The 24,966-nt window shown below is 64.7% G+C and carries 24 protein-coding genes; 14 read left to right on the top strand and 10 right to left on the bottom strand.

Going from position 1 to position 24,966, the window contains the following annotated elements; genetic code table 11:
• Positions 1 to 34 precede the first annotated feature (34 nt).
• From hemW to rph, 3 genes are read right to left on the bottom strand one after another with little or no spacing between them, the layout of a single operon-like run.
• Positions 35 to 1,189, bottom strand: coding sequence for a radical SAM family heme chaperone HemW (hemW, locus tag ABIB73_RS13635; RefSeq protein ID WP_354224835.1), 1,155 nt, complete (start codon positions 1,187 to 1,189; stop codon positions 35 to 37).
• Positions 1,176 to 1,811, bottom strand: coding sequence for an RdgB/HAM1 family non-canonical purine NTP pyrophosphatase (gene rdgB / locus ABIB73_RS13630; protein WP_354224833.1), 636 nt, complete (start codon positions 1,809 to 1,811; stop codon positions 1,176 to 1,178). Before rdgB ends, hemW begins: the two co-directional genes overlap by 14 nt.
• A gap of 11 nt (positions 1,812 to 1,822) precedes the next feature.
• Entirely contained in the window at positions 1,823 to 2,536 is a 714-nt protein-coding gene (rph, locus tag ABIB73_RS13625; RefSeq protein ID WP_354224831.1) for a ribonuclease PH, read from the bottom strand.
• Positions 2,537 to 2,697: 161 nt separating this feature from the next.
• Between rph and hrcA the strand changes: the two genes are divergently transcribed.
• Positions 2,698 to 3,786: a heat-inducible transcriptional repressor HrcA gene (hrcA, locus tag ABIB73_RS13620; protein WP_354224829.1), complete on the top strand. Its 1,089-nt coding sequence runs from the start codon at positions 2,698 to 2,700 to the stop codon at positions 3,784 to 3,786.
• Positions 3,787 to 3,883: 97 nt separating this feature from the next.
• The gene (gene grpE / locus ABIB73_RS13615) at positions 3,884 to 4,501 is read left to right on the top strand and encodes a nucleotide exchange factor GrpE (RefSeq protein WP_354224827.1); all 618 of its coding nucleotides are present in this window, start codon (positions 3,884 to 3,886) and stop codon (positions 4,499 to 4,501) included.
• Between the two features lie 155 nt (positions 4,502 to 4,656).
• Here the strand turns inward: grpE and pncA are convergent, their stop codons facing one another.
• Positions 4,657 to 5,379 carry a bifunctional nicotinamidase/pyrazinamidase gene (gene pncA, locus ABIB73_RS13610; RefSeq protein ID WP_354224826.1) on the bottom strand — a complete coding sequence of 241 codons (723 nt, stop codon included), beginning with the start codon at positions 5,377 to 5,379 and terminating at the stop codon, positions 4,657 to 4,659.
• Positions 5,380 to 5,483: 104 nt separating this feature from the next.
• Positions 5,484 to 6,425 (bottom strand): hypothetical protein, encoded by a 942-nt coding sequence (locus tag ABIB73_RS13605; RefSeq protein ID WP_354224824.1) that lies wholly within the window; start codon positions 6,423 to 6,425, stop codon positions 5,484 to 5,486.
• A 384-nt stretch (positions 6,426 to 6,809) separates the two neighbouring features.
• On the opposite strand from ABIB73_RS13605, the gene dnaK reads away from it, so the two are divergent.
• The 8 genes from dnaK (at position 6,810) to ABIB73_RS13565 (ending at position 14,254) form a co-directional block, all read left to right on the top strand.
• Positions 6,810 to 8,711 carry a molecular chaperone DnaK gene (gene dnaK / locus ABIB73_RS13600; protein WP_354224822.1) on the top strand — a complete coding sequence of 634 codons (1,902 nt, stop codon included), beginning with the start codon at positions 6,810 to 6,812 and terminating at the stop codon, positions 8,709 to 8,711.
• 259 nt (positions 8,712 to 8,970) lie between these two features.
• Complete coding sequence (gene dnaJ / locus ABIB73_RS13595; RefSeq protein WP_354224820.1) at positions 8,971 to 10,098, top strand: molecular chaperone DnaJ; 1,128 nt, start codon at positions 8,971 to 8,973, stop codon at positions 10,096 to 10,098.
• Between the two features lie 88 nt (positions 10,099 to 10,186).
• Entirely contained in the window at positions 10,187 to 10,786 is a 600-nt protein-coding gene (locus ABIB73_RS13590; protein WP_354224818.1) for a class I SAM-dependent methyltransferase, read from the top strand.
• A 57-nt stretch (positions 10,787 to 10,843) separates the two neighbouring features.
• Entirely contained in the window at positions 10,844 to 11,422 is a 579-nt protein-coding gene (locus ABIB73_RS13585; RefSeq protein WP_354224816.1) for an NADPH-dependent FMN reductase, read from the top strand.
• A 6-nt stretch (positions 11,423 to 11,428) separates the two neighbouring features.
• Positions 11,429 to 12,139: an orotidine-5'-phosphate decarboxylase gene (pyrF, locus tag ABIB73_RS13580; protein WP_354224814.1), complete on the top strand. Its 711-nt coding sequence runs from the start codon at positions 11,429 to 11,431 to the stop codon at positions 12,137 to 12,139.
• 23 nt (positions 12,140 to 12,162) lie between these two features.
• Complete coding sequence (locus tag ABIB73_RS13575; RefSeq protein WP_354224812.1) at positions 12,163 to 12,474, top strand: DUF1330 domain-containing protein; 312 nt, start codon at positions 12,163 to 12,165, stop codon at positions 12,472 to 12,474.
• A gap of 255 nt (positions 12,475 to 12,729) precedes the next feature.
• Positions 12,730 to 13,545 carry a 4-hydroxy-tetrahydrodipicolinate reductase gene (dapB, locus tag ABIB73_RS13570; RefSeq protein WP_354224811.1) on the top strand — a complete coding sequence of 272 codons (816 nt, stop codon included), beginning with the start codon at positions 12,730 to 12,732 and terminating at the stop codon, positions 13,543 to 13,545.
• Between the two features lie 85 nt (positions 13,546 to 13,630).
• Positions 13,631 to 14,254 (top strand): 2,3-bisphosphoglycerate-dependent phosphoglycerate mutase, encoded by a 624-nt coding sequence (locus tag ABIB73_RS13565; RefSeq protein ID WP_354224809.1) that lies wholly within the window; start codon positions 13,631 to 13,633, stop codon positions 14,252 to 14,254.
• 40 nt (positions 14,255 to 14,294) lie between these two features.
• On the opposite strand, the gene ABIB73_RS13560 is transcribed toward ABIB73_RS13565, so the two are convergent.
• Both ABIB73_RS13560 and ABIB73_RS13555 read right to left on the bottom strand, forming a co-directional pair.
• Positions 14,295 to 15,191, bottom strand: coding sequence for a methylated-DNA--[protein]-cysteine S-methyltransferase (locus tag ABIB73_RS13560; protein ID WP_354224807.1), 897 nt, complete (start codon positions 15,189 to 15,191; stop codon positions 14,295 to 14,297).
• A gap of 55 nt (positions 15,192 to 15,246) precedes the next feature.
• The gene (locus ABIB73_RS13555; RefSeq protein ID WP_354224805.1) at positions 15,247 to 15,792 is read right to left on the bottom strand and encodes a DUF2244 domain-containing protein; all 546 of its coding nucleotides are present in this window, start codon (positions 15,790 to 15,792) and stop codon (positions 15,247 to 15,249) included.
• Between the two features lie 22 nt (positions 15,793 to 15,814).
• Here ABIB73_RS13555 and nth point away from each other — a divergent pair, with 22 nt between their 5' ends.
• From nth to ABIB73_RS13540, 3 genes are read left to right on the top strand one after another with little or no spacing between them, the layout of a single operon-like run.
• Complete coding sequence (nth, locus tag ABIB73_RS13550; protein ID WP_354224803.1) at positions 15,815 to 16,570, top strand: endonuclease III; 756 nt, start codon at positions 15,815 to 15,817, stop codon at positions 16,568 to 16,570.
• A 59-nt stretch (positions 16,571 to 16,629) separates the two neighbouring features.
• Positions 16,630 to 17,766 (top strand): HlyD family secretion protein, encoded by a 1,137-nt coding sequence (locus ABIB73_RS13545; protein ID WP_354224801.1) that lies wholly within the window; start codon positions 16,630 to 16,632, stop codon positions 17,764 to 17,766.
• Complete coding sequence (locus ABIB73_RS13540; protein WP_354224799.1) at positions 17,753 to 19,381, top strand: MFS transporter; 1,629 nt, start codon at positions 17,753 to 17,755, stop codon at positions 19,379 to 19,381. The genes ABIB73_RS13545 and ABIB73_RS13540 overlap by 14 nt, the downstream gene beginning before the upstream one ends.
• 60 nt (positions 19,382 to 19,441) lie before the next feature.
• Here the strand turns inward: ABIB73_RS13540 and ABIB73_RS13535 are convergent, their stop codons facing one another.
• Positions 19,442 to 20,182, bottom strand: coding sequence for a sulfate transporter family protein (locus ABIB73_RS13535; RefSeq protein ID WP_354224797.1), 741 nt, complete (start codon positions 20,180 to 20,182; stop codon positions 19,442 to 19,444).
• Positions 20,183 to 20,268: 86 nt separating this feature from the next.
• Positions 20,269 to 21,441: a phosphorylase family protein gene (locus ABIB73_RS13530; protein ID WP_354224795.1), complete on the bottom strand. Its 1,173-nt coding sequence runs from the start codon at positions 21,439 to 21,441 to the stop codon at positions 20,269 to 20,271.
• Between the two features lie 288 nt (positions 21,442 to 21,729).
• Between ABIB73_RS13530 and ABIB73_RS13525 the strand changes: the two genes are divergently transcribed.
• A complete protein-coding gene (locus ABIB73_RS13525) occupies positions 21,730 to 23,373 on the top strand; it encodes a S53 family peptidase (protein ID WP_354224793.1) in 1,644 nt (547 codons plus the stop codon).
• Positions 23,374 to 23,432: 59 nt separating this feature from the next.
• Here the strand turns inward: ABIB73_RS13525 and ABIB73_RS13520 are convergent, their stop codons facing one another.
• Positions 23,433 to 24,848: an MFS transporter gene (locus tag ABIB73_RS13520; RefSeq protein ID WP_354224792.1), complete on the bottom strand. Its 1,416-nt coding sequence runs from the start codon at positions 24,846 to 24,848 to the stop codon at positions 23,433 to 23,435.
• Between the last annotated feature and the right edge of the window lie 118 nt (positions 24,849 to 24,966).

The raw sequence follows: 24,966 nt of genomic DNA, 5'->3' as shown, positions 1-24,966 counted from the left end.
CGCTGCGCTTGTCCGGGACGACGATGGAGAAAGCCTACGCAGCCAGATCCGCGACCACCGCATCCAGCACCGGAAATCCGCTGCTCGTTACGCGCAACCGCCCCGTCGCATCCACTGTGATCGCGCCCTCTTCGCGCAACAGCGCGATGCGTTTGGGGTCGAGCGGGCGGCCGGAGAGCGCGGTGTAGCGCTCGGGATCGATGCCCTCTGCAAGGCGCAATCCCATCAGCAAAAATTCGTCGGCGCGCTCCTCGCTGTTGAGGAGATCGTCGGTGACGACGCCGTGGCCGTTGGTCTCGACCCGCATCAGCCAGGCTTCGGGGCGCTTCTCGGTGGCGGTGGCGTGGCGGATGCCATCGATATCGAGGCGGCCGTGCGCGCCGGGACCGATGCCGGCATATTCCTCGCCGCGCCAGTAGACGAGATTGTGCCGGCACTCGGCGCCGCTGCGCGCGTGATTTGAAATCTCGTAGGCAGGCAGCCCCAGTCTGTCGCAGGTCTCCTGCGTCACGTCGTAGAGCGCGCGCGCGATCGCCTCGTCCGGCGTCTTCAGCTTTCCGGCCTGGTGCAGGCCGAAGAATGGCGTGCCCTCTTCGATCGTCAATTGATAGAGCGACAGATGCTCGGCCGCTTCATCGATGGCGTGGCGGAGTTCGTCCGCCCACATCGCCGGTGACTGGTCGGGGCGGGCATAGATCAGATCGAACGAGTAGCGGTCGAACGAACGGCGTGCGATCGCGACTGCGTCGAGCGCCTCGCGGGCGCTGTGCATGCGGCCCAGTGCCTTCAGCGAGGCGTCGTCAAGCGCCTGGACGCCGAGCGAGACGCGGTTGACGCCGGCGGCGCGATAGCCAGCGAAGCGCGTGGCTTCGACGCTGGTCGGGTTCGCCTCGAGCGTGACTTCGACGTCGTTGGCGACTTTCCAGTGCTTGCCGATCGCATCGAGCACCGCGCCGACGGTTGCGGGCTGCATCAGCGACGGCGTGCCGCCACCGAGGAAGATCGAGGTGACCTCGCGGCCGGGCGCGCGCCGTGCGGTCGTCTCGATCTCGCGTGCGAACGCCGAGGCAAAACGCGCCTCGTCGATCGCGGCATGGCGGACATGGCTGTTGAAGTCGCAATAGGGGCACTTCGACAGGCAGAACGGCCAATGCACATAGACGCCGAAAGCTTCGTTAGCGCGGCTCAAGGCAGATCTCCGCCAGTTTCACGAAAGCGCGGGCGCGATGCGACAGGCCAAGGCCGAGCGGCGGCAGGCCGTGCTTCTCGATGCTGGTCATCTCGCCGAAGGTGCGGTCGTGTCCGTCCGGCAAAAACATCGGATCGTAGCCGAAGCCGGCTGTGCCGCGCGGCGGCCAGATCAGCGTGCCGTCGACGCGCGCTTCGACCTCTTCGAGATGATCGTCGGGCCAGGCGACGCAGAGCGCGGAGACGAAATGCGCCGTGCGCTTGTCGGGCGTGGTTGCGCCGCGCTCCTGCAACAGGCGTTCGATCTGCGCCATCGCCGCGGCAAAATCCTTGTTCGGGCCGGCCCAGCGCGCGCTGTAGATGCCGGGCGCGCCGTCGAGCGCGTCGACCACGATCCCGGAATCATCGGCGAAAGCGGGAAGCTTGGTCGCCTGCGCCGCCGCGACCGCCTTGATCGCGGCGTTGCTGCGGAAATCGGTGCCGGTTTCTTCCGGCTCGGGCAGGCCGAGCTCGCCGGCCGACACCGCCTCGATGCCGTAAGGCGCGAGCAACTCCTTCATCTCGGCGAGCTTGCCGGGATTGTGGGTTGCAATGACGAGCTTTCCGGTGATTCGGCGGTGCATGGGCTTATTGACTACGCCACTGCCAGTTTCTGCAAGTCCACGAGACGCGCGACGCCCTTGCGGGCCAGCGCCATCAGCGCCAGGAACTCGGCTTCCGTGAACGGCTCGCGTTCCGCGGTGCCCTGCACCTCGATGATGCGGCCATCGCCGGTCATGACGAAATTGGCGTCGGTGTCGGCTTCCGAATCCTCGGCATAGTCGAGATCCAGCACCGGTGTGCCCTGATAGATGCCGCAGGAAATCGCCGCGACGTTGTCGCGCATCACGTTGGCCTTGATCATGTTGCGCGCCTTCATCCAGCTGATGCAATCGGCGAGCGCGACCCAGGCGCCGGTGATCGAGGCCGTGCGGGTGCCGCCGTCGGCCTGGATCACGTCGCAATCGACGGTGATCTGGCGCTCGCCGAGCGCTTCGAGATCGACGATGGTGCGCAGCGAGCGGCCGATCAGGCGCTGGATTTCCACGGTACGGCCGCTCTGCTTTCCGGCCGAGGCTTCGCGGCGGGTGCGTTCCAGCGTGGCGCGCGGCAGCATGCCGTATTCGGCGGTGACCCAGCCGCGGCCCTGGCCCTTCAGCCACGGCGGCAGGCGCTCTTCCAGAGTGGCGGTGACCAGCACATGGGTGTCGCCGAATTTCACCAGGCAGGAGCCTTCCGCATATTTGACGACGCCGCGCTCCAGCGTCACGGGGCGCAATTCGTCGGGCGCACGGCGGCTTGGCCGCATGGGAAATCCTCCAAAACTCACGGGAATAGGCTGTTCGCGGTGCTTGTAGGTGGGGTGAGGGTGAGCGGCAAGGCCTTTCAGCCCCCAGGCAACCGCAAAACCCCGCTTGTCAGGGAGCTCCTGGATGGACAAGTTATGAGCATCTGAAGGAGTTGACGTCCGTGGCCCATCACGATCCGATCCATCTGATCGCGCCGCGCGCAGGCCTCGCTCAGCTCAACGAGCGTTCCCGCGACATCTTTCGTCAAATTGTCGAAAGCTATCTCGCCACCGGCGAGCCGGTCGGCTCACGGAACATTTCGCGGCTGATCGCCATGCCGCTGTCGCCGGCTTCGGTCCGCAATGTCATGGCCGATCTGGAACAGCTCGGCCTGATCTATGCCCCGCATACCTCCGCTGGCCGGCTGCCGACGGAACTCGGGCTGCGCTTCTTCGTCGACGCGTTGATGCAGGTCGGCGACCTCAACGAGGCCGAGCGGCAGTCGATCCAGAGCCAGCTCACCTCCGTCGGTCAGGCGCAATCGGTCGAGGCGGCACTGGACCAAGCTCTGACACGGCTGTCGGGCCTGACCCGGGCTGCCGCGGTCGTGCTGACGCCGAAATCCAATGCGCGGCTGAAACACATCGAATTCGTCCGCCTGGAACCGGAGAAGGCGCTGGTGATCCTGGTCGGCGAGGATGGCCAGGTCGAAAACCGCGTGCTGGCGCTGCCGCTCGGAGTTCCCTCCTCCGCGCTCACCGAAGCCGGCAACTTCCTCAATGCCCGGATCCGCGGCCGCACACTGGCCGAGGCCCGGCTCGAGCTGGAAACCGCGCTCGGAGAGGCCCGCGCCGAGCTCGATCAGCTGACCCAGAAGGTGATTTCGGCTGGCATCGCAAGCTGGTCCGGCGGCGAGAGCGAGGACCGCCAGCTCATCGTTCGCGGCCACGCCAATCTGCTCGAAGACCTGCATGCGCTGGAGGATCTGGAACGGGTGCGTCTCCTGTTCGACGACCTCGAGACCAAGCGCGGCGTGATCGACCTGCTCGGCCGGGCCGAGACCGCGGAGGGCGTGCGAATCTTCATCGGAAGCGAGAACAAGCTGTTCTCTTTGTCCGGCTCCTCCACCATCATCTCGCCCTATCGGGATGCGGCCGGCCACATCGTAGGCGTTTTGGGCGTCATCGGCCCGACACGGCTGAATTATGCCCGCGTGATCCCGACCGTGGACTACGCTGCCCGCATCGTCAGCCGCCTCCTGGGCGGCTGACCGGCGTTTCGGCCGATCACGGGCGCTTGATTTTCGGCGTCCGAAGCACGATATCCGGGCGAGAAAAATCCCTGAGACGAGTTTGAAAAGAGAGCCGATGACCGATCGAGACCGGCAACCCGAAGACACGGCCGCTGCGACCGACGAGCCCGTGGTGTCGAAGCCCTACATCATGCCCGACGATCCCGAGCCCGGCTCGGTCGAATTGTTGCAGAAGGAAGCTGCCGAGGCGCGCGACCGCATGCTGCGGACGCTGGCCGAGATGGAGAACCTGCGCAAGCGCACCGCCAAGGAGGTCGCTGACTCCAAGCTCTACGGCGTTACCGGCTTTGCCCGTGACGTGCTCGACATCGCCGACAATCTCCAGCGCGCGCTCGATGCGGTGCCGGCCGAGGCGCGTGCCGCGGCCGATCCCGGCCTGACCTCGCTGATCGAGGGCGTCGAGCTCACCGAGCGTTCGCTGCTCAATGCGCTGGAAAAGCACGGCGTGAAGAAGTTCGATCCGCAGGGCCAGAAATTCGATCCGAACTTCCAGCAGGCGATGTTCGAAGTGCCCGATCCGTCGGTGCCGTCGGGCACCGTGGTGCAGGTCATGCAAGCCGGCTACACCATCGGCGAGCGCGTGCTGCGTCCCGCGCTCGTCGGCGTCGCCAAGGGCGGCCCGAAGGCCGCGCCGGCGGCCAACAGCAACGAGTCGAACGGCGCGGCGAACTGATCCTCATGGTGAGGAGGCGCGAAGCGCCATCTAGCGATGCTTTGCATCGCCGCGAGAACCATGCAGGCCCGGCTCTGGCAGCTCGGCCTTCATCCTTCGAGACGCGCGCGAAGGGCGCGCTCCTCAGGATGAGGGTTTGGCGGCGTAAGCCGCGCTTACGCGCTCACCGCGATATCCGCAGACTGGATCCGCTTCACGCCCGCCTTGGCCATATCGGCCCAGGCTTTTGCCAGCGAGCCCTGCGTGTCGATGCCGCGGCAGGCGTCCTCGACGACATAGACCTCAAAACCCGCCTTGCGCGCGTCGAGCGCGGTCCAGGCGACGCAGAAGTCCGTCGCGAGCCCTGCGACGAAGACGCGCTTGATCTTGCGCGCCTTGAGATAGCCGGCGAGGCCGGTGGAAGTCTTGCCGTCGGCTTCGAGGAAAGCCGAATAGCTGTCGACGTCCTTGTGAAAACCCTTGCGGATGATGAGCTCGGCCTGCGGGATCGAGAGGTCCTTCGAGAGCGAGGCGCCGTCGGTGCCCTGTACGCAATGGTCGGGCCACAGCACCTGCTTGCCGTAGGGCAGGTCGATGGTCTCGAACGGCTTCTTGCCGGAATGCACCGATGCGAACGAGACATGGCCCGGCGTGTGCCAGTCCTGCGTCATCACCACGTTCGAGAACGCCTTGGCCATCTTGTTGATGACGGGCACCACCTGCTCGCCTTCCTTCACCGCGAGGCTGCCGCCCGGAAGAAAGCAGTTTTGCACGTCGATCACGAGCAGCACGGATGCATCATCCGGCTTGATCGAGGCCGCCGCAAAGAGTGCGCTTGGTACGAGGCTCGCGAGCGCCGTCGTCCCCAGAGCTGCCAAGACTTGTCGCCGATCCAGCATCGTTCGCCTCCCTCCAGGATGATCCAACGGGAGGAAAGCCTAGTTCCGTTCGTGTACGAACAGAAGCCCGAAAATGCAGCCGGATCTGGTGAGTGCCTGGGCTGCTAACCCTTGGGCTGGATCCCGTCGCGCACGGCGCGGAAGCGGTTGAAGGCGGTTGTCCACTGGTCGCGCGGAGCGCTGGCAATAATGCGCAGCGAGGCGCCGCCGGTGCTGAAGCGGATCCACTGCACCACCGTCACTGCGGTCTTGTCCTTGCCGCTGACGCCGTCGATCCGGGTCTCGAAACCCTGCTGGCCATTGATGCGGATCGGCTCGGACATGGTGACGCGCGACTCGCGCACGCCGGGGATCTGGAGCGCCGCCTCCTGGGCGAAGCGGGCACGGTCGTCGGCCTGCTGCGGGGTCGCGCCGATCAGGCCGAGGATCATGAACGGCTTCGACTCATAGCCTGTGCTCTCATCGCCGTCGGCCAGGATGATGCTGCTGCCCGGCGCCAGCGTGCGGATGTCCTTGAAGTTGGCAAGATCGGTGATCTTGAACGGCATCAGCGCGATCTGCTCTTCGGCCGCGACCTGCTTGCGGATGACGGTGCTCGCAAACATCTGCCGCACCGCCTCGTCGGTGTAGATCTTGGTCGCATTCTCCGGGATCTGCACGGCGACATAGCCGGAGAAGCCGGCGCCCGGCACGATCATCGAATAGCGTTTTACCGGGGTATCGCCGGCCTTGCCGCTTTCAGTGGTGAAATAGGCAAGGCCCGCGGGGGTCTCGATCTTGTCCGGCTTGACGCCGTTGGCTCCGGCCGGATTGGAATTGAAGGCGCTCGCGACCTCGCCATAGGCAGCCGGCGGCAGCTCGGTGATCAGCACCTTGACGGTGCCGTCCTCGCTCTCGAAGCCCGGAAAAGTCTTGGCCGTGCCGAGTCCGATCAACGGCGCCATGCCGAGGCGCAGCCCGGGCGGGAAAACGGCGTCGGCCGCACAGGCCGGAAATGCTGTGGCGACGAGGAGCGCGAGCGCGGCGAGGGGGCGAATGAGCTTCATGGGCACTCTACTTGGTTCACATTGAGGCCGTTCGATGGTCGGTCATCGGGCCCCTTTGTCGCGTGAGGCAGCCTCGGGCGGCAGTCCGGCCGGTCCGCCTTTTAGCGGGTTTGGCCTCGCTGCAACAGGGCGGTGGCCGGGGGCCGTCAGAGGACCAGACCTGTTAATAATTCCTCACCTGCAAGGGCGGCGAAGCCCGGATATGTTCTTCCAAAACCCAATGTTTTCACGGCTGAAACTTGCGTTCGGTCCTTGCGGGCCCCTCCCCCCCTCCTATATGAGCGTCAACCATCGCAATATCGCGAATGTTTGATCTTAGGGGGTTTCGGTTCGGGTGCCTTCTGGGCCCAGCCAACCTGCCGCAAAAACAAGGATATCAGGACCATGGGAAAGGTCATTGGGATCGACCTCGGCACCACGAATTCGTGCGTCGCCGTAATGGACGGCAAGAACGCCAAAGTCATCGAGAATTCCGAAGGCATGCGCACGACGCCTTCGATCGTCGCCGTCACGGACGACGGTGAGCGCCTCGTCGGCCAGCCCGCCAAGCGCCAGGCCGTTACCAATCCCGAGCGCACCTTCTTCGCAGTGAAGCGCCTCATCGGCCGCCGCTACGACGACCCGATGGTCGAGAAGGACAAGAAGCTCGTTCCGTACAAGATCGTGAAGGCTTCCAACGGCGACGCCTGGGTCGAGGCCGACGGTCAGACCTACTCGCCCTCGCAGGTCTCGGCGTTCATCTTGCAGAAGATGAAGGAGACCGCGGAAGCCCATCTCGGCCAGAAGGTCGACCAGGCCGTCATCACCGTTCCCGCCTACTTCAACGACGCCCAGCGCCAGGCGACCAAGGACGCCGGCAAGATCGCTGGCCTTGAAGTGCTGCGCATCATCAACGAGCCGACCGCGGCCGCGCTCGCCTATGGCCTCGACAAGACCAAGACCGGCACGATCGCCGTGTACGACCTCGGCGGCGGCACGTTCGATATCTCCATTCTCGAAATCGGCGACGGCGTGTTCGAGGTGAAGTCGACCAACGGCGACACCTTCCTCGGCGGTGAAGACTTTGACATGCGCCTCGTGGGTTATCTGGCCGACGAGTTCCAGAAGGAGCAGGGCATCAACCTGCGCAACGACAAGCTCGCGTTGCAGCGCCTGAAGGAAGCCGCTGAAAAGGCCAAGATCGAGCTGTCGTCGACGACGCAGACCGAGATCAACCTGCCCTTCATCACCGCGGACCAGACCGGGCCGAAGCATCTGACGATGAAGCTCACCCGCGCCAAGTTCGAAGCGCTGGTCGACGACCTCGTCCAGAAGACCGTCGAGCCCTGCCGCAAGGCACTGAAGGACGCGGGTCTCACCGCGGCCGAGATCGGCGAAGTGGTACTGGTCGGCGGCATGTCGCGCATGCCGAAGGTCCAGGAAGTTGTGAAGCAGCTGTTCGGCAAGGAGCCGCACAAGGGCGTCAATCCGGACGAAGTCGTGGCGATCGGCGCCGCGATCCAGGCCGGCGTGCTCCAGGGCGACGTCAAGGACGTGCTGCTGCTCGACGTGACCCCGCTGTCGCTGGGCATCGAGACGCTGGGCGGTGTGTTCACCCGCATCATCGACCGCAACACCACGATTCCGACCAAGAAGAGCCAGGTGTTCTCGACCGCAGAGGACAGCCAGAACGCGGTCACCATCCGCGTCTTCCAGGGCGAGCGTGAAATGGCGGCCGACAACAAGATGCTTGGCCAGTTCGACCTGATGGGCATTCCGCCGGCCCCGCGCGGCATGCCGCAGATCGAGGTGACCTTCGACATCGACGCCAACGGCATCGTCAACGTTTCGGCCAAGGACAAGGCCACCGGCAAGGAGCAGCAGATCCGCATCCAGGCCTCGGGCGGCCTGTCGGAAGCCGACATCGACAAGATGGTCAAGGACGCCGAGGCCAATGCCGCGGCCGACAAGCAGCGCCGCGAGGCGGTCGATGCCAAAAATCATGCCGACGCGCTGGTGCACTCCACCGAGAAGGCGCTGGCCGAGCACGGTTCGAAGGTTGCCGAGACCGAACGCCGCGCCATCGAGGATGCCGTCAGCGACCTCAAGGAAGCGCTGAAGGGTGACGATGCCGAGGCGATCAAGGCCAAGACCAACACGCTGGCCCAGGCTTCGATGAAGCTTGGCGAAGCCATGTACAAGCAGCAGGCCGAGGCCGATGCGGCCAAGGACGCTGCGAAGGACGACGTCGTCGACGCGGAATTCACCGAAGTCGACGACGACAAGAACAACAAGAAGTCTGCATAAGCCCGCGAGGGTCATGATGCGGACGGCTTGGACCCCACACGCTTCACTGGCCTCCCCCCTCAGGGGGGAGGCCTTCGTGTTGGGCTCGACGGGGCGCAGTCCTGTTAAGATCGTCCCCGTTACGATCGATCAATTCCCAGCACTTATGCCCAACGCTGCCATGCAACCCTCTGCCGCAAGGCGGAAGGCTGCCTATATCGTCGCGTGGCGGCGTTGTTTCGCCCCGACTTGAATCGCGATTGGATAGACCGGGTCAGACATGTCCACCAAGCGCTGCTATTACGAAACCCTCGAAGTCGAACGCTCCGCCGACGATTCCGTCCTGAAATCGTCGTTCCGCAAGCTTGCGATGAAATTTCATCCCGACCGCAATCCGGGAGATGACACCAGCGAAGTCCGCTTCAAGGAAATCAACGAGGCCTACGAGGTCCTCAAGGACAAGGACAAGCGCGCGGCCTATGACCGGTTCGGCCATGCTGCCTTCGAGCAGGGCGGTCCTGGTGGCGGTGCAGGTTTCGGCGCGGGCTTCGCGTCCTCCTTCTCCGACATTTTCGAGGATTTGTTCGGCATGGCCGGACAGCGCGGTCGCGGCGGCCGCGAGCGCGGCGCCGACCTGCGCTACAACATGGAAATTACGCTCGAGGAAGCCTTCGGCGGCAAGACCGCGCAGATCGAGATCCCGGTCTCGGTCACCTGCGAGGCCTGCTCGGGCATCGGCGCCAAGGCCGGCACCAAGCCGAAGACCTGCTCGACCTGCGGCGGCGCCGGCCGCGTACGGCAGTCGCAGGGCTTCTTCACCCTCGAGCGCACCTGCCCCGGCTGTCAGGGCCGCGGCCAGATGATCGAGGACGCCTGCCCCTCCTGCTCAGGCCAGGGCCGCGTCACCCGCGAGCGGAATCTGTCGGTCAACATTCCCCAGGGTGTCGAGGACGGCACCAGGATCAGGCTCGCTGGCGAGGGCGAGGCGGGTGTCCGCGGCGGCCCGCCCGGCGACCTCTACATCTTCCTGTCGCTGGCCCAGCACCAGTTCTTCCAGCGCGACGGCGCCGATCTACATTGCCGCGTGCCGATCTCGATGGTGACCGCAGCCCTTGGCGGCGAATTCGAGGTGCCGACCATCGACAAGGGCAAGGCCAAGGTGAAGGTCCCCGCCGGAACCCAGTCGGCCCGCCGATTCCGCATTGCATCAAAAGGCATGCCGGTGCTGCGCTCGCGCCAGATGGGCGATATGTACGTCCAGGTCGTGGTCGAGACCCCGCAAAACCTCACCAAGAAGCAGCAGGAATTGCTGGCCGAGTTCGAAAAGCTCTCCTCTGGCAACACCCAGCCGGAATCCGAGGGCTTCTTCACCAAGGTCAAGGATTTCTTCGGTAATCGGGCGAATTGACCCGGCTTGACCGTATCGTCTTCGGCCTATACGTCTTTGTGACCATTTTCTGACACGCCGCGGTCACGCGGTCCCGTCCGGTCCTGACATGCCATTGCCATCGTCCGCGCGTGCGTTGAAGAAGCCTCGTCTTGATGACGAGGTGCGCTTTCTAAGGTCGTGGATCGAAAAGCCCCTCCACATGGGCGCGGTGATGCCTTCGGGTAAGCTGCTCGCACGGACCATGGCCCGTTACGTCGACATGAACTCGGACGCACCGGTGGTCGAGCTCGGCCCCGGCACCGGCGCCATCACCTCGGCGCTGGTCGAGCGTGGTGTGGACCAGAAACGTCTCGTCCTCGTCGAATACAATCCCGGCTTCTGCGCTTTGCTGCGCGATCGCTATCCGCAGGCCAAGGTGGTGCAGGGCGACGCCTATCGCCTGCGCGATACGCTCTGGAACGTCTTGAGCGCGCCGGCCTGCGCCGTCGTCTCCGGCCTGCCGCTGGTGACCAAACCGATGCTGACACGGCTGCGGCTCATCCGCGACGCGTTCACGGCGCTCGCGCCCGGCGCGCCCTTCGTCCAGTTCACCTATGCGGTGGTGCCGCCGATCCCGAAATCGCTGCCTGGCGTGTCCACAGAGGCCTCGGAACGAATCTGGATGAACCTTCCGCCGGCCCGCGTCTGGGTGTATCGCAAGGATTAATTCCGCCGGCTTCCTTCTTTGCGCGGCGGGCTGGTTTCGCCGAACGCATTGGATTGGATGTCAGCACCCAAAATCCTGGTCATTCCCGGCTCGCTGCGCACCGGCTCGCACAATGCGAAGCTGGCGGCGGTCGCCGCGTATGAATTCGCCCAGGCCGGCGTCGACATCACCCGCATCTCGCTCGCCGATTTTCCGCTGCCGATCTACGACGGCGACCTCCAGGCCAAATCCGGCGTGCCCAAGCATGCAGTCAACCTCAAGCGCATGATTGGCGCGCATCATGGCGTTCTGATCGTCACGCCCGAATACAATGCTTCGGTGCCGCCGCTCCTGAAGAACGCGATCGACTGGGTCAGCCGCGTGCAGGATCCGCACGAGGCGCGCGGCGAGGTGTTCCGCAACCGCGCCTTCGCGCTCGCCGGCGCCTCGCAGAGCCGGCTTGGCAGCGCCCGTGCACTCCAGGCGTTGCGGCTGATCCTGACCTCCTGCCACGCCAATGTGATCGCCAGCCAGCTCACGCTCGCCTTTGCCGGAGAGGCCTATGACGATATGGACAGGCTGAAGAACCAGGGCGATATCGACGCCATGAGGGAGATGGTGCGGCAGTTGATCGACATTTCTCAACGCATGATGTGAGGTGACATGACGCCAGCCGAAATCGCCCCAAAAGACCGCCTGATCGTCGCGCTCGATCTGCCGAGCCCGGAGGCCGCGGAGGCGATGATCAACCGTCTCGGCGACACCGTCACCTTCTACAAGATCGGCTACCAGCTCGCTTATGCCGGCGGCCTGCCGCTGATCGGCAAGCTTGCCGACAAGGGCAAGAAGGTGTTCGCCGATCTCAAGATGCACGACATCGGCAATACGGTGACGCGCGGGGTCGAGAGTGTCGCCAGGCTGGGTGCGACCTTCCTCACAGTGCATGCCTATCCGCAGACCATGAAGGGCGCCGTCGAAGGCCGCGGCAGCGCCAGCCTGAAGATTCTCGCCGTCACGGTGCTGACCTCCTACAACGATGACGATCTCCATGCGGCCGGTTACCGGCTCGGCGTCTCCGAGTTGGTCGAGGCGCGCGCGCAGCAGGCACAGGTGCTTGGCGTCGATGGTCTCGTCTGCTCGCCCGAGGAAGTCGGCAGCTTGCGCAAGATCGTCGGCCACCAGATGAGTCTGGTCACCCCCGGCATCCGGCCGGCGGGCGCAGCGAGCGGTGACCAGAAACGCATCATGACGCCGGGCCGCGCGATTGCGGCCGGCGCAGATTATCTCGTCGTCGGGCGGCCGGTGGTGGAAGCCACGGATCCCAAGGCTGTCGCAGAGGCCATCCAGGCCGAAATCGCACAGGCGCTTGGCTAACCAACAACACAGGGAGAAGAACAATGGCAAAGGGCTACTGGATCGGACGCGTCGACGTGAGCAATGACGAGGGCTACAAGCCCTACGCCGTCGCCAACGGTCCGATCTTCAAGAAATGGGGCGCCCGCTTCGTCGTCCGCGCCGGCAAGTTCACCACCGTCGAAGGCGCCAGCCGTACCCGCAACGTCGTGATCGAATTCCCGGACTACGAGACCGCGATCGCCTGCTACAACTCGCCGGAATACCAGGCCAACATCAAGGTGCGCCAGCCGCATTCGCTGGCCGACCTTATCATCATCGAGGGCTATGACGGCCCGCAGCCGTCAGACGGCTGAGCCGCGAGCTTTCGCTTACCCTCCCCTGGAGGGGGAGGGTCGATCGCGCGTAGCGCGAGCGGTGTGGGGTGATCTCTCAACTCGGGCATTGTTCGTTGCGGAGGGACTGTCACCCCACCCCGTCACGCAATCTCGCTTTGCTCGATCGCGTGCCGACCCTCCCCCTTCAGGGGAGGGTGGGAGCACGCCGCGCTGTGTCCCCTCGGTTGCCGGAACTGCCTCCCGCCGCTACAACGGCCGTGAGAGGATCACACCATGTCCGAGATGCGCTTGATTGTTGCTGGAGCTGGCGGCCGGATGGGCCGGGCGCTGATGCGGGCGATTGCCGATACCAAAGGCGCGGTTGTGGCCGGCGCGCTGGAGGCGCCGGGCTCGGAGCTGCTCGGCAAGGACGCCGGCGCGCTCGCGGGGCTGCCGGCCAATGGCATCAAGCTCTCTGCCGATCTCTGGGCGATGTCGAAGGACGCCGACGGCATTCTGGATTTCACGGTGCCGGCGGCGACCATTGCCAATGTTGCGATCGCGGCCGAGCGCGGCCTCGTGCATGTCATCGGCACGACCGGCCTGTCGGCCTCCGACAACGCCGTGATCAAGAGTGTGACCAACCGCGCCGTCGTCGTGCAATCCGGCAATATGAGCCTGGGCGTCAATTTGCTCGCTGCCGTCGTCAAGCGTGTCGCCAAGGCGCTCGACGAAAGTTTTGATATCGAAGTCGTGGAAACGCACCACCGCATGAAAGTCGATGCGCCCTCCGGCACCGCGCTGATGCTAGGCCAGGCGGCGGCCGCCGGCCGCGGCATCTCACTTGAGGAGCATGCGGCGCGCGGCCGCGACGGCATAACCGGCGCGCGGCGGCCCGGCGACATCGGCTTTGCCTCCTTGCGCGGCGGCACCGTCGCCGGCGAGCACAGCGTGACCTTCCTCGGTCAGTTCGAGCGCCTGACGCTGTCGCATCTGGCCGAGGACCGCATGCTGTTCGCCCATGGCGCGCTGAAGGCGGCACTTTGGGCGCATGGCAAGAAGCCGGGACACTACTCCATGGCCGACGTGCTCGGTCTCGCAGATATCTGAACGAGCTGGAGCATGATCCGGAAAAGTGTGAAGCGGTTTTCCGACAAGATCATGCTTAAACAATAACCTAAACGGAAAGCAGTCAATGAGCGAACGTCTTCTCGTGCTCGTGCGCCACGGCCAGAGCGAATGGAATCTGAAGAACCTGTTCACGGGGTGGAAGGATCCTGATCTCACCGAGCTCGGCGTCACGGAAGCCAGGGAGGCTGGTCGCAAGCTGAAGGCGCAGGGTCTCGTGTTCGACGTCGCCTACACCTCGGTGCTGACACGCGCGCAGCACACGCTCGACCTCATCCTCGGTGAGCTCGACCAGAAAGGCTTGCCCACCAGCAAGGACCTCGCGCTGAACGAGCGCGACTATGGCGATCTCTCCGGCCTCAACAAGGACGACGCCCGCAAGAAATGGGGCGAGGATCAGGTGCTGATCTGGCGCCGCTCCTACGACGTGCCGCCGCCCGGCGGCGAAAGCCTGAAGGACACGCTGGCGCGCGCGCTGCCCTATTACGTGCAGGAGATTCTGCCCGCCGTGCTCAATGGCAAGCGCACCCTGGTTGCAGCCCACGGCAATTCGCTGCGTGCGCTGATCATGGTGCTGGAAAAACTCTCGCCCGAAGGCATCTTGAAGCGCGAACTGGCCACCGGCGTGCCGATCATCTACCGGCTCAATGCGGACTCGACCGTGGCCTCGAAGCTGGATCTGGCGGGCTGAGCGCTTCGCCTCTCCCCGCGTGCGGGGCGAGGGAGAAGACTTACTGCATCCCCAGCTGCCCCGCCTCCCAGCCCAGCATCGCCTGCTTGCGGGTAATGCCCCAATGATAGCCGGTGAGGGTGCCACTTTTGCCGAGTGCGCGGTGGCAGGGCACGACGAAGGACACCGGATTCTTGCCGATCGCGGCACCGACCGCGCGCGAGGCTTTCGGGTTGTTGATGTTGCAGGCGATGTCCGAATAGGACACTGCGCGTCCCATCGGGATTTTCAACAAGGTCTCCCACACCCGCACCTCGAAATCGGTGCCGATCATCACCACGCGCAAGGGCTGGTCCGGCCGCCACAGCTTTGTGTCGAAGATGCGCTGGGCGAGCGGGGCGGTGCCTTCGTGATCCCAAACGTAAGTTGCGTTCCGCCAGCGCCGCGTCATGTCGGCAAGCGCGGCCTTCTCCTCGCCGGGATCGGCGAAGGCCAGGCCCGACAGACCGCGATCGGTCGCGATCACGATGGCGGTGCCGAACGGCGAGGGATGAAAGCCGTAGCGCAAGGTGAGGCCTGCGCCGCCATTTTTCCACTCGCCCGGCGACATCGCTTCGTGGGTGACGAAGAGATCGTGCAGCCGGCCCGGACCTGAGAGACCCGAGTCGAGCGCCGCGTCGAGAATGCTGGCGGAATCCCGTAGCAGCCCCTTGGCATGGTCGAGCGTCAACGCCTGCATGAAAGCCTTCGGCGTGATCGAGGCCCAGCGGCGGAACAGGTGGTGCAGCTCATCCGGCGTGACGCCGGCCGCATCCGCCATCGCCTCGATGGTCGGCTGCGCGCGCCATTTCTCCGAAATGAAGGCGATCGCCCGGCGCACGGAATCGTAGTCGCGCAGCGCGGCGTTCTGGGAACCTGGCTTGGCCAGGCGCTGGTCATGTATCGCGAGTGTCATCATGACCGCAAATGTAGGAGAGAGGGCGGCTCGAAACCACCCGATTTCCGATCGCCGGTCAGCCGATCGGGTTGTAGGTCGGGCCGCGCCTTGCGGCGTTCAGCGCCTCTATCAAGGCTTTGTAAAAACTAGCCTTTTCGTCCGGCCCCAAGAAGCCGGCGATCAGGAGCCGGCGGCCGCGCGAGATCAGATAGAGGTGCTCGATGCCAAAGTCCTCGTCGACCTCCTGGTCGAGCCGGACCCAGAGCGGGTTGAACGTCCATTCGGCGACCTGGCCGCGATGGCTGACGCGCCGCACGCGCAACTCCGATGACGTGACGACGATCTCTTCGCTTGCCCGCGCCGTGCGGAAATTGACCTTGAAGGCCCACCAGACCACCAGAACGTCGAGGCCGAAGAAGCCAAGCACCGGCCAGGCCCCCATCATCAGGAAGACCATCCCGGTGACGAAGCCGACCGCGCTCAAGAACAGCATCACGGCGAGAAAGCCGGTGCGATTGAGCGAACGGTGCGGCGTCAGCCGCGCGGAGAGGATCTGCACCTCGCCCTGACCCTCAGAGTCCTGGCCAGACTCCTGGCGCTCAATTTCGTTGCCTGTGCTCATCGTCCCTCAGTATATCCCGATCATGGCGAAAATCATCCGCAAGCCGGCCCCGCGCAAAGCGGCCGTGACGAAGAAAACGGCAAAGACAGCCGCCGCGAAGCCGAAGGCGCCCGCGAAGGCGGTGAAGACCAAGGCCATCAAACCCTGGACTCCGGCTGAGATTCACGAGGCCTTCAGCCGTTTCCGCAAGGCCAATCCGGAGCCGAAGGGTGAGCTCGAGCATCTCAATCCGTTTACGCTGCTGGTTGCCGTCGTGCTGTCGGCGCAGGCGACCGACGCCGGCGTCAACAAGGCGACACGCGCATTGTTTGAGGTCGCCGATACCCCGCAAAAAATGCTCGACCTCGGAGAGGAGCGCCTGCGCGACTACATCAAGACCATCGGCCTCTACCGCACCAAGGCCAAGAACGTCATTGCGCTGTCGGCCAAGCTGCTCGTCGAGTTCGGCGGCGAGGTGCCGCGCACGCGCGCGGAGATCGAGTCATTGCCCGGCGCGGGGCGCAAGACCGCCAATGTCGTGCTCAACATGGCCTTTGGCGAGCACACCATGGCGGTCGACACACATGTCTTCCGCGTCGGCAATCGCACCGGGCTTGCGCCCGGCAAGACGCCGCTCGAGGTCGAGCTCGGGCTGGAAAAAGTCATCCCGTCCGAATTCATGCTGCATGCACATCACTGGCTTATCCTGCATGGCCGTTACACCTGCCTCGCGCGCAAGCCGCGCTGCGAGGTATGCCTGATCAATGATCTTTGCCGGTGGCCCGAGAAGACGGTCTGAGGCAGTATTCGCCGCCGTTCCGGAACGATGTGAAGCAAGTCTGTTTTTGAGGTCATGTCGTGAGTCAACAGGAACAAGTTTCGCCGCCTCCCGCCGCTCCGGCACCGGCGATGCAATCCAAGCCAACGCGGCGGCCGGCGAGCTCGCTGTGGAGTCGGCTCGCGATCCCGCTGTTTGCTGTGATCGTCGCGCTTGCCTTCGTCGCGCTGGCGACGCTGCGCTTCGACGAATGGGTCGGCAATGCAGTGATCCAGACCACCAATGATGCGTATGTGCGTGCCGAGCTGACGCGGCTGGCAAGCCGTGTTTCGGGCGAGGTGCTGACCGTTGCGGTGACCGACTTCCAGCGCGTCAAGGCCGGCGATCTCCTGATCCAGATCGACCCCGCCGATTACGAGGCCCAGGTCGCGCAGTCCGAGGCCGCGGTTGCCGCAGCCCAGGCCGTACTCGACAATCTGGCTAATCAGATCGAGCTGCAATATGCGACGATCGCCCAGGCCGCGGCCGCGCGTCTGTCGGCGGAAGCGTTAGAGGTCGAGGCCAAGCAGGAGCAGGAGCGCCAGCAATCGCTGACGCAGACCGAATCCGGCACGCGGCAGCGGTTCGAGCAGGCGGTCGCGGGCTATGCCAAGGCGCAGGCCGACGTGCGCGCGAGCCGCGCCGTGATCGCAGCCCAGCAGCACCAGCTCGAAGTCCTGCAAGGCACCAGGAAGCAGCGCGCCGCGGATCTCGACGCCACCAAGGCGACGCTGGCGAGCGTGAAGCTCAAGCTTGGTTATACGAAGATCACGGCGCCGTTCGATGGCGTCGTCGGCGAGCGTCAGGTGCAGCCCGGCGACTACGTCAACATCGGCACCAACCTCATCAACGTGGTGCCGCTGCCAAATGTCTATGTGATCGCGAACTACAAGGAGACCCAGCTCACCCACGTGCAGCCGGGCCAGCCGGTCGAGATCACCGTCGACAGTTTTCCGCGCGAAAAGCTGCGCGGCAAGGTCGAACGCATCGCGCCGGCGACCGGTGCGCAGGTCGCGCTGCTGCCGCTTGACAACGCCACCGGCAACTTCACCAAGGTCGTGCAGCGCATTCCCGTGCGAATCCAGTTCGACGACAACCAGCCGTTGCTGGCGCGGCTGGTGCCGGGCATGTCGGTCGTCACCAGCATCAACACCGCGGGCACGAATGGCGCAAAATGACGACGCCAGTCGCGGCCCGCTCTCGCGCGGCGGCATCGCGCCACAGCCGCTGTTTGCCGTGGCGGCGGTGCTGCTCGGCTCGTTCCTCGCCAATTTCGACAGCCGGCTGACCACTGTCGGGCTGCCTGACTTGCGCGGCGCGTTCTCGCTCACCTTCGACGAAGGCGCGTGGCTTTCCACCGCCGGCATCGGTTCGCAGATATTCATCGCGCCCGCGGTGGCCTGGCTTGCGACGGTGTTCGGCCTGCGGCGTGTGCTTGGTATCCCGAGCCTGATCTATGCCGCAGTCTCGCTGATCATTCCCTTCGTTCGCGATTATCCGACGTTGCTTGTGCTCAGCGCCGTGCATGGTCTGTTGCTGGGCACCTTTGTGCCGGCAACACTGATGATCGTATTCCGCAATCTGCCGATCCGCTGGTGGCTGCCGGCGATCTCGATCTACTCGATCCGCGTCGGATTTGCGCTCGATACCTCGAGCTCGCTGGTTGGCTTCTATGTCGACCATCTCGGCTGGCAGTGGCTGTATTGGCAGAGCGTCGTGATCGCGCCCCTGATGGGCCTGATGGTCTATCTCGGCACACCGAACGAGCCGGTCAATCGCGCCTTGCTGCGCGAGGCCGACTGGGGTGGCATGCTGCTGCTCGGCGCATCGGTGTCGATGATCTATGCCGGCCTCGACCAGGGCAATCGCCTGGACTGGCTGGGCTCCGGCACGGTGATGGCGCTGCTCGTCGCCGGCGCGGCGTTGTTCGTGGCCTTCGTCATCAACGAGGTATTGGCTCGACGGCCATGGGCGCATGTGAACGTGCTGTTCTCGCGCAATGTCGGGCTGTCGCTGGTCGTGATCCTGCTCTACACGCTGACGTCGCTCTCCAACTCGTCGCTGGTGCCGAACTTCCTCGGCAATATCGGCCTGCTCAGGCCGGAGCAAAGCGGCCTGTTGCTGCTCACCTACGGCGCGCTGCCGATGTTCGTGCTGGTGCCCATTTCAATCTGGCTGCTCCGCCATTTCGATGCCCGCGCGGTGACCGTGCTCGGATTTGCCTGCTTCGCCGCCGCCAATCTCTGGGGCACCCAACTCACCCATGACTGGGCGCGCGAAGACTTCATCGGCATTGTGCTGCTGCAATCGGTCGGTCAATCGACGACGCTGCTGCCGATCATCATCATGGCGCTGTCGAATTCAGATCCCAGCCGCGCCACCTCCTTTGCCGCCTATATCCAGATCATGCGGCTCGGCGGTGCAGAGATCGGCGTGGCGCTGATGGGAACGTGGCTACGCGTCCGCGAGCAGGTCCATTCCTTCTATATCGGCCAGCATATTCTCACCGGCGAGGTCGATGTGGTGCGCGCGCTGAAGCAGCTTGCCGATCGTTTCGCTGCCCATGGCGCGGCCTCCGCGCCGGCGCGTGCGGTCGGTACGCTCGCGGGTTTCGTTCAGCGCGAGGCCAATGTGCTCGCTTATATCGACGGCTTCTGGCTGTGCTTCTGGCTGGCGATGGCCGCGCTCGGCTTCATCGCGTTGATCACCCGCGCGCCGCCGGGCCCGTTCACGCCGGCGCCGTTCGGCTTCGCCAAGATGCTGCTGCGCAAATGTGGAGTGCAGGTCGCGTAGCGCCCGGTCACCTCTCCCGCAAGCGGGAGAGGGAGCGCACCGTCCACGCGGATTGTACATTCACCGCATCTGCCGCGCCGGCTCGATCAGCTCGGGCCGCGATCCGGACAGACGCTTGTGCATGTGAACCATGAAGGCCATGCCGAAGATCGGCGTCGCCAGATTGACGATCGGGATCGAGACGAAGGCCGCGATGACCAGGCCGGCGGTGAAGATGGTCGCGGCGTTGTCGCGCCGCATCGCCCTGGCCTCATCCGGGGAGCGGAAGCGCATCGCCGCGAGCTCGAAATATTCGCGGCCCAACAGCCAGGCGGCGGCGAGGAAGAAGATCAGGAATCCCGCGCCGGCCAGGAACACGAAGGGCAGTGCGATCAGATAGACCAGGATCGTCAACAGCGCAGTCTTGATGCCCTCATGGATCGCCTGGCTGAACGGCAGGGCGACGCCCGGCCGCTCGGCGGGATAATATTCGCGCTCGACGATATCGGCGACGTCGTCGACGAACAGGCTCGCCACCAGCGAGGTGATCGCAGGCATCAGGAAGACGCTGCCGAACACGACGCCAAGACCCGCCGCGATCGAGATGATCCAGGCGAGCACTTCCAGCGACGAGTGCCAGCTGGGCCCGAGCAGGCCCTCGAGCCAGACCTCGCCGTAGGTAGCAAACCAGCTGAGCAAGCGCTGCAGCCCGATCGCCAGCACGACGATCAGCACCAGCGCAAGCCCGATCGATCGCCACAGGATCGAGCGCATCGGCGGCGACATCATTTGCGACAGCGCCTTGACGGCGGCATCCAGCATGGAACACCCTCTCACGAATTCACCCGCGAGAGGTAGACACCCCAGGCCGCTTCGGCAAGGGACGCTGACCTAGCAGGGCCTGCGGCTCAAGGTTCTGCCGCGATGCTGGCCCAGCAGGTGATGGCGCTGCAGACCGTGCTCCAGCGGCCAAACCCCTTGTAGATCTGGGCGGCGACCTGTTCCTGCTGCTTCAGGGTGCCCTCGGCCTTGATCTGCGGATCGGAAACGTTGCGGATCGCGAGCCAGCGCGGTGCCTTGGCGCCCAGTTCCTGGGCCACGAGGCCGAGGATGGCGTCGCCCATTTCGGAGACGTCGCCGAGCCCCTGGAGATGGAAATGATTGTCCGAGGTGTCGAAACCGAAGAAATCGGTGGTCACCACGGAAGACGACAGCCCGCTCGGCTTGACGACAAAAATCTTCGGCGCCCTGGTGTTGTCCTTCGGCAATTGCCCGGCATTGGCCTTGAACAGCGTCTTGGCCTGCGCAAACTTTTTCGTCACGGCAGACTTGCTGGAGAAATGCTCCTGCGCAAAGGGCTGCTTCTTGAACTTCGACAGGCAGTCGAACCGGACGATCGGGCTGACGACGACGTCGCCGACCTCGACCGCCTTGCCGATGCCGCCGGCCGTGCCGGTGGTGATGACGAGGGTGGGCTGCACCTCGGTGACGATCTGGCGCCAGACGTCGATGTTGGGCAGCTGCGGGCCGTCCTGCGACATGTGCGAGTCGGATTTGAAGACCACGACCTTCTTCTTGCCGATCGTCGTGGTCCAGAAGGTGCCGAGCCGCTTCAGCTCCCTGGCCGGACAGCCGTTGCGCATCTTCTTGGAGATCGTTGCGTAATTGTGCGTATAGGGCACGTAGTCGTTGCGGGAATCCTTGCCCGGCGTCAGTACGCGGCTGAGCGCGTGGCCCTCGTCAACGGTCCAGGTCACGACCAGAACGTCGGCGCGCGGCAGCGGGCCCTTGCCGTTGCCCTTCGGCTTCGGCCCGGTCTGCGGCGCGAGCCCCTTGGGCCAGGGAATGTCGGTGAAGCGCGACAGCCCGGTCGCGGTCGAGAAGGCCATGAACGCGCGGCCCTCGGCGGATTCGGAATCGAAATCGATGATCTCGCGCTGGAAGTCCTCCGCCTTGACCTTCGTGGTCTTCTTCACGGCGGCGTCCGCGATGCGCTTGACCGTAAAGGTCTCGCGCGGCGGCGGTGTCGTGATCGGATCGAACCCAAGATTTCTCTCAACCCATTTTCGGTCGGCCAGCATCGCATCGTCTCCGCCAATTGTTTTTGACAAACGTCTGATTTCGACAAACGTCTTTCATTGGTCGGCCAAGCGAGCCGACGGTTGCAATCTTAGATCGAATTCTTGGGCAGCGAATGGTCCGGGCTATTGACCGATTCCGTGCCGATCTGAGCCTGCCGAGGATTTCCACTGACAAATAAGGGTTATTCTGAAAAAAATATCGCTCAATATCTGAACCAATTCGCGGCTGAGATTACACCTATAGTTGAGGTGAGGCAATCTACCTTCCAATCACGAACGGAGGACGTCATGACAAGCTCGACTAAGCGTGTCGCGCTGGTGAACAGCGCGCGGAAATTGCCGAAGGGCGCCAAGCTCGTCAGCGCGGCCGACCCCAAGCAGGAAATCGAGATCAGCGTTCGCCTGCGCGCGAAGCGTGCCGACGACGAGCAGGTGATGGCGCTCGGTGCGCAACCGCCGCGCGAGCGGCAATATCTTTCCCGCGCCGAGTTTGCCGACGAGATGGGCGCCGATACGGCCGACGTCGCCAAGATCGACGATTTCGCTCATCATCACGATCTCAACGTCAAGAGCGTGCACCTGGCCTCCCGCACGGTGAAGCTGACCGGCACGGTGAAGGCGATGAGCGCGGCCTTCGGCGTCAAGCTCAACAAGGTCAGGCACGATGGGGCGACCTATCGCATGCGCAAGGGCAACGTGCAGATCCCGGCGGAGCTCGAGGGCATCGTGGTCGGCGTGCACGGCCTGGACAACCGGCCGGTGGCGCAGCCGCATTTCCGGCGCAGGACAGCGAGGAAGGGCGCGACCGCGCGCGCGGGGCAGGGCGGCAGCTTCTCGGTCGAGCAGATCGCCCAGCTCTATAACTTTCCCGACGGCGAGACCGGCGCCGGCCAGTGCATCGCCATCATCGAACTCAACGACATCGACCAGAGGGGCCACCCCACGGGCGCCGGCTACAAGACCTCGGACCTGAAGACCTTCTTCAAGAAGGCGGGCATCCCGATGCCACAGATCGCGCCCGCAAGCGTCGACGGCGGCGCCAACAAGCCCGGCCATTCCGATGCCGACGGCGAAGTCGTGCTCGACATCGAGGTCGCCGGTGCCATCGCACCCGGCGCCAAGATCGTGGTCTATTTCGCGCCGAACACCACCAACGGCTTCATCGACGCGGTGAAGGCCGCGGTCCACGACACCGCGCGAAAGCCCTCGGTGATCTCGATCAGCTGGGGCGGACCGGAAGATCCGGCCGGCTCGCAGCAATTCGTCGACGGCCTGAACGAGGCGATCCGTGATGCCGCCGCGATGGGCGTCACCGTCTGCGTCGCCTCCGGCGACAACGGCTCGGCGGACATGGCGCAGGGGTGGGATGGCAAGCCGCACGCCGACTTCCCGGCCTCCAGCCCGTTCGCGCTCGCCTGTGGCGGAACGAACCTGAGGGCCCCGAACGGCGCGATCACCGAAGTCGTCTGGAACGGTGGCCCGCAAGATGGTGCGGGTGGTGGCGGCGTCAGCATCGTGTTCCCGCGGCCGCAATACCAGGCCCATGCGCATGTGCCGAAATCACCGTCGCATTCGGTCGGTCGCGGCGTGCCCGACGTCGCCGGTGACGCCGATCCGGCGACCGGCTACCAGATCTTCCTCAACGGCGTCGTCACCACCATTGGCGGTACCAGCGCGGTGGCGCCGCTGATGGCCGGATTGATCGCCCGCATCAACGAAGCCACGACCAAGAAATTCGGCAAGACGGTCGGCTTTATCAACCCGCTGATCTACGCCTCGCACGCGCAAGGCGTGTTCCGCGACATCACGGTCGGTAACAACGACATCACCGGCTCCCTCCACGGCATGTACAAGGCCGGCCCCGGCTGGGACGCCTGCTCCGGCCTCGGCGTCCCCAACGGCGCGGCGTTGCAGAACCTGCTCGCGGCGTGATCAAGTAGAGGCTCTCTCCTCTCCCTCTCCCCGTTCTTACGGGGAGAGGGAAAGACCACTCACATCGCGTCCAGCGGCTTGCCGCGCACGTTCGGACCGAACAGCGTCATCGCGATCACCACGATCAGCATCGCCGCAGTGATCAGGCCGAACACGCCGGTGACGCCGGCTTCCTTCAGCATGTAGGCGACGATGAAGCCCGAGAACGTCGCGCTCAGCCGGCTCATCGAATAGACGAGGCCGGAGGCCTGCGCCCGGATCTGCGTCGGGAACACCTCGGTCTGGTAGGCGTGATAGGCGTAGGACATCGTGGTGTTGCAGGCCGTCAGCAGCACGCCGCAGACGATCAGCACGCCAGGCTCGGTCAATTGCGCGAACGCCATGCCGAAGACGATGATGGCAACGCAGGCGCCGGCGATGATCCATCGGCGCTCGAACCTGTCGGCGAAGCTTGCGGCGAGCAGCGGCGCGATCGGATAGGCGAAGGCGACGATGAAGGAATATTGCAGGCTCTTGGTGACAGTGATGCCCTTCTCGACCAGCAGCGTCGGCACCCAATTGGCGAAGCCATAGAAGCCGAAAGCCTGGCACAAATTGAACACCATGAACAGGACGACGAGCGAGAGATAGGGCGGACGGAACAGATCGGCGAAACCAACGCGCGCGGCCGAATGTGCCGCCTGGTGCGTGGACGACATCAGGGGGCGTGAGCCTGCGCCGCCACTGGCAGCCTCCAGCGTCGTCAGGATGCGAAACGCCTCCTTGTTGCGGCCATGGCGCGCAAGCCAGAGCGGGCTCTCGGGCAGGAACAGCCGCAGCACCCAGACGATCATGCTGGCGGCGGCGCCGATCAGCACCACCCAGCGCCAGCCCTCGATGCCGTAAGGCGCGAGCGGCACCAGCCACCAGGCGAGGAAGGCGACGACGGGGACGGCGATGAACATGATCGACTGGTTCACCGCAAAGGCGCGTCCGCGCATCCGGCTCGGCACCATCTCGGTGATGTAGGCGTCGATGGTGATGACCTCGACGCCGATGCCGATGCCGGCCAGGAAGCGCCAGAACAAGAGGCCCTCCGGGGAGGTCTGGCAGGCCATGATCACGGATGCCGCGGTGTAGCCGAGCAGCGCAAAGGTGAAGATGGCGCGGCGGCCAAAGCGGTCGGCGAGGAAGCCGAGGAAGAAAGTCCCGACGAACAGGCCGGCAAAGGTCGCGGCGACAAAGGCGCCGATGCCGGAGAAGCCGAAAAAGGCCGTTGTCGTCGTGCTCAACAGCCCGCTGCGGCTCAGGCCCGGCGCGATGTAGCCGGTGAGGAACAAATCGTAGATCTCGAAGCAGCCGCCGAGCGAGAGCAGGATGACGAGCTGCCAGACGTAAGCTGTCCCTGGCATCGCCTCGAGCCGTCGCGAGATCTCGCCGGGCCCGGATGGCGCAGCGCCGAGCTCAAAGCCTGTGTCGATGCCGACAACGCTCATGATGTCCTCCCCGTGGCGCGCGGATCGCGCGCGGTTGCCGGCGGCTCATCTCTGTTTTTTTCGCAAGCTCTGCCGGACCGCCATGTTGGCGGGTCGAAGCCAGAAATCCAGAAGAACA

It is taken from the genome of Bradyrhizobium sp. F1.4.3 (assembly GCF_040548375.1).
Taxonomy (GTDB): domain Bacteria; phylum Pseudomonadota; class Alphaproteobacteria; order Rhizobiales; family Xanthobacteraceae; genus Bradyrhizobium.
This window is presented reverse-complemented; position numbering and strand designations above follow the sequence as displayed.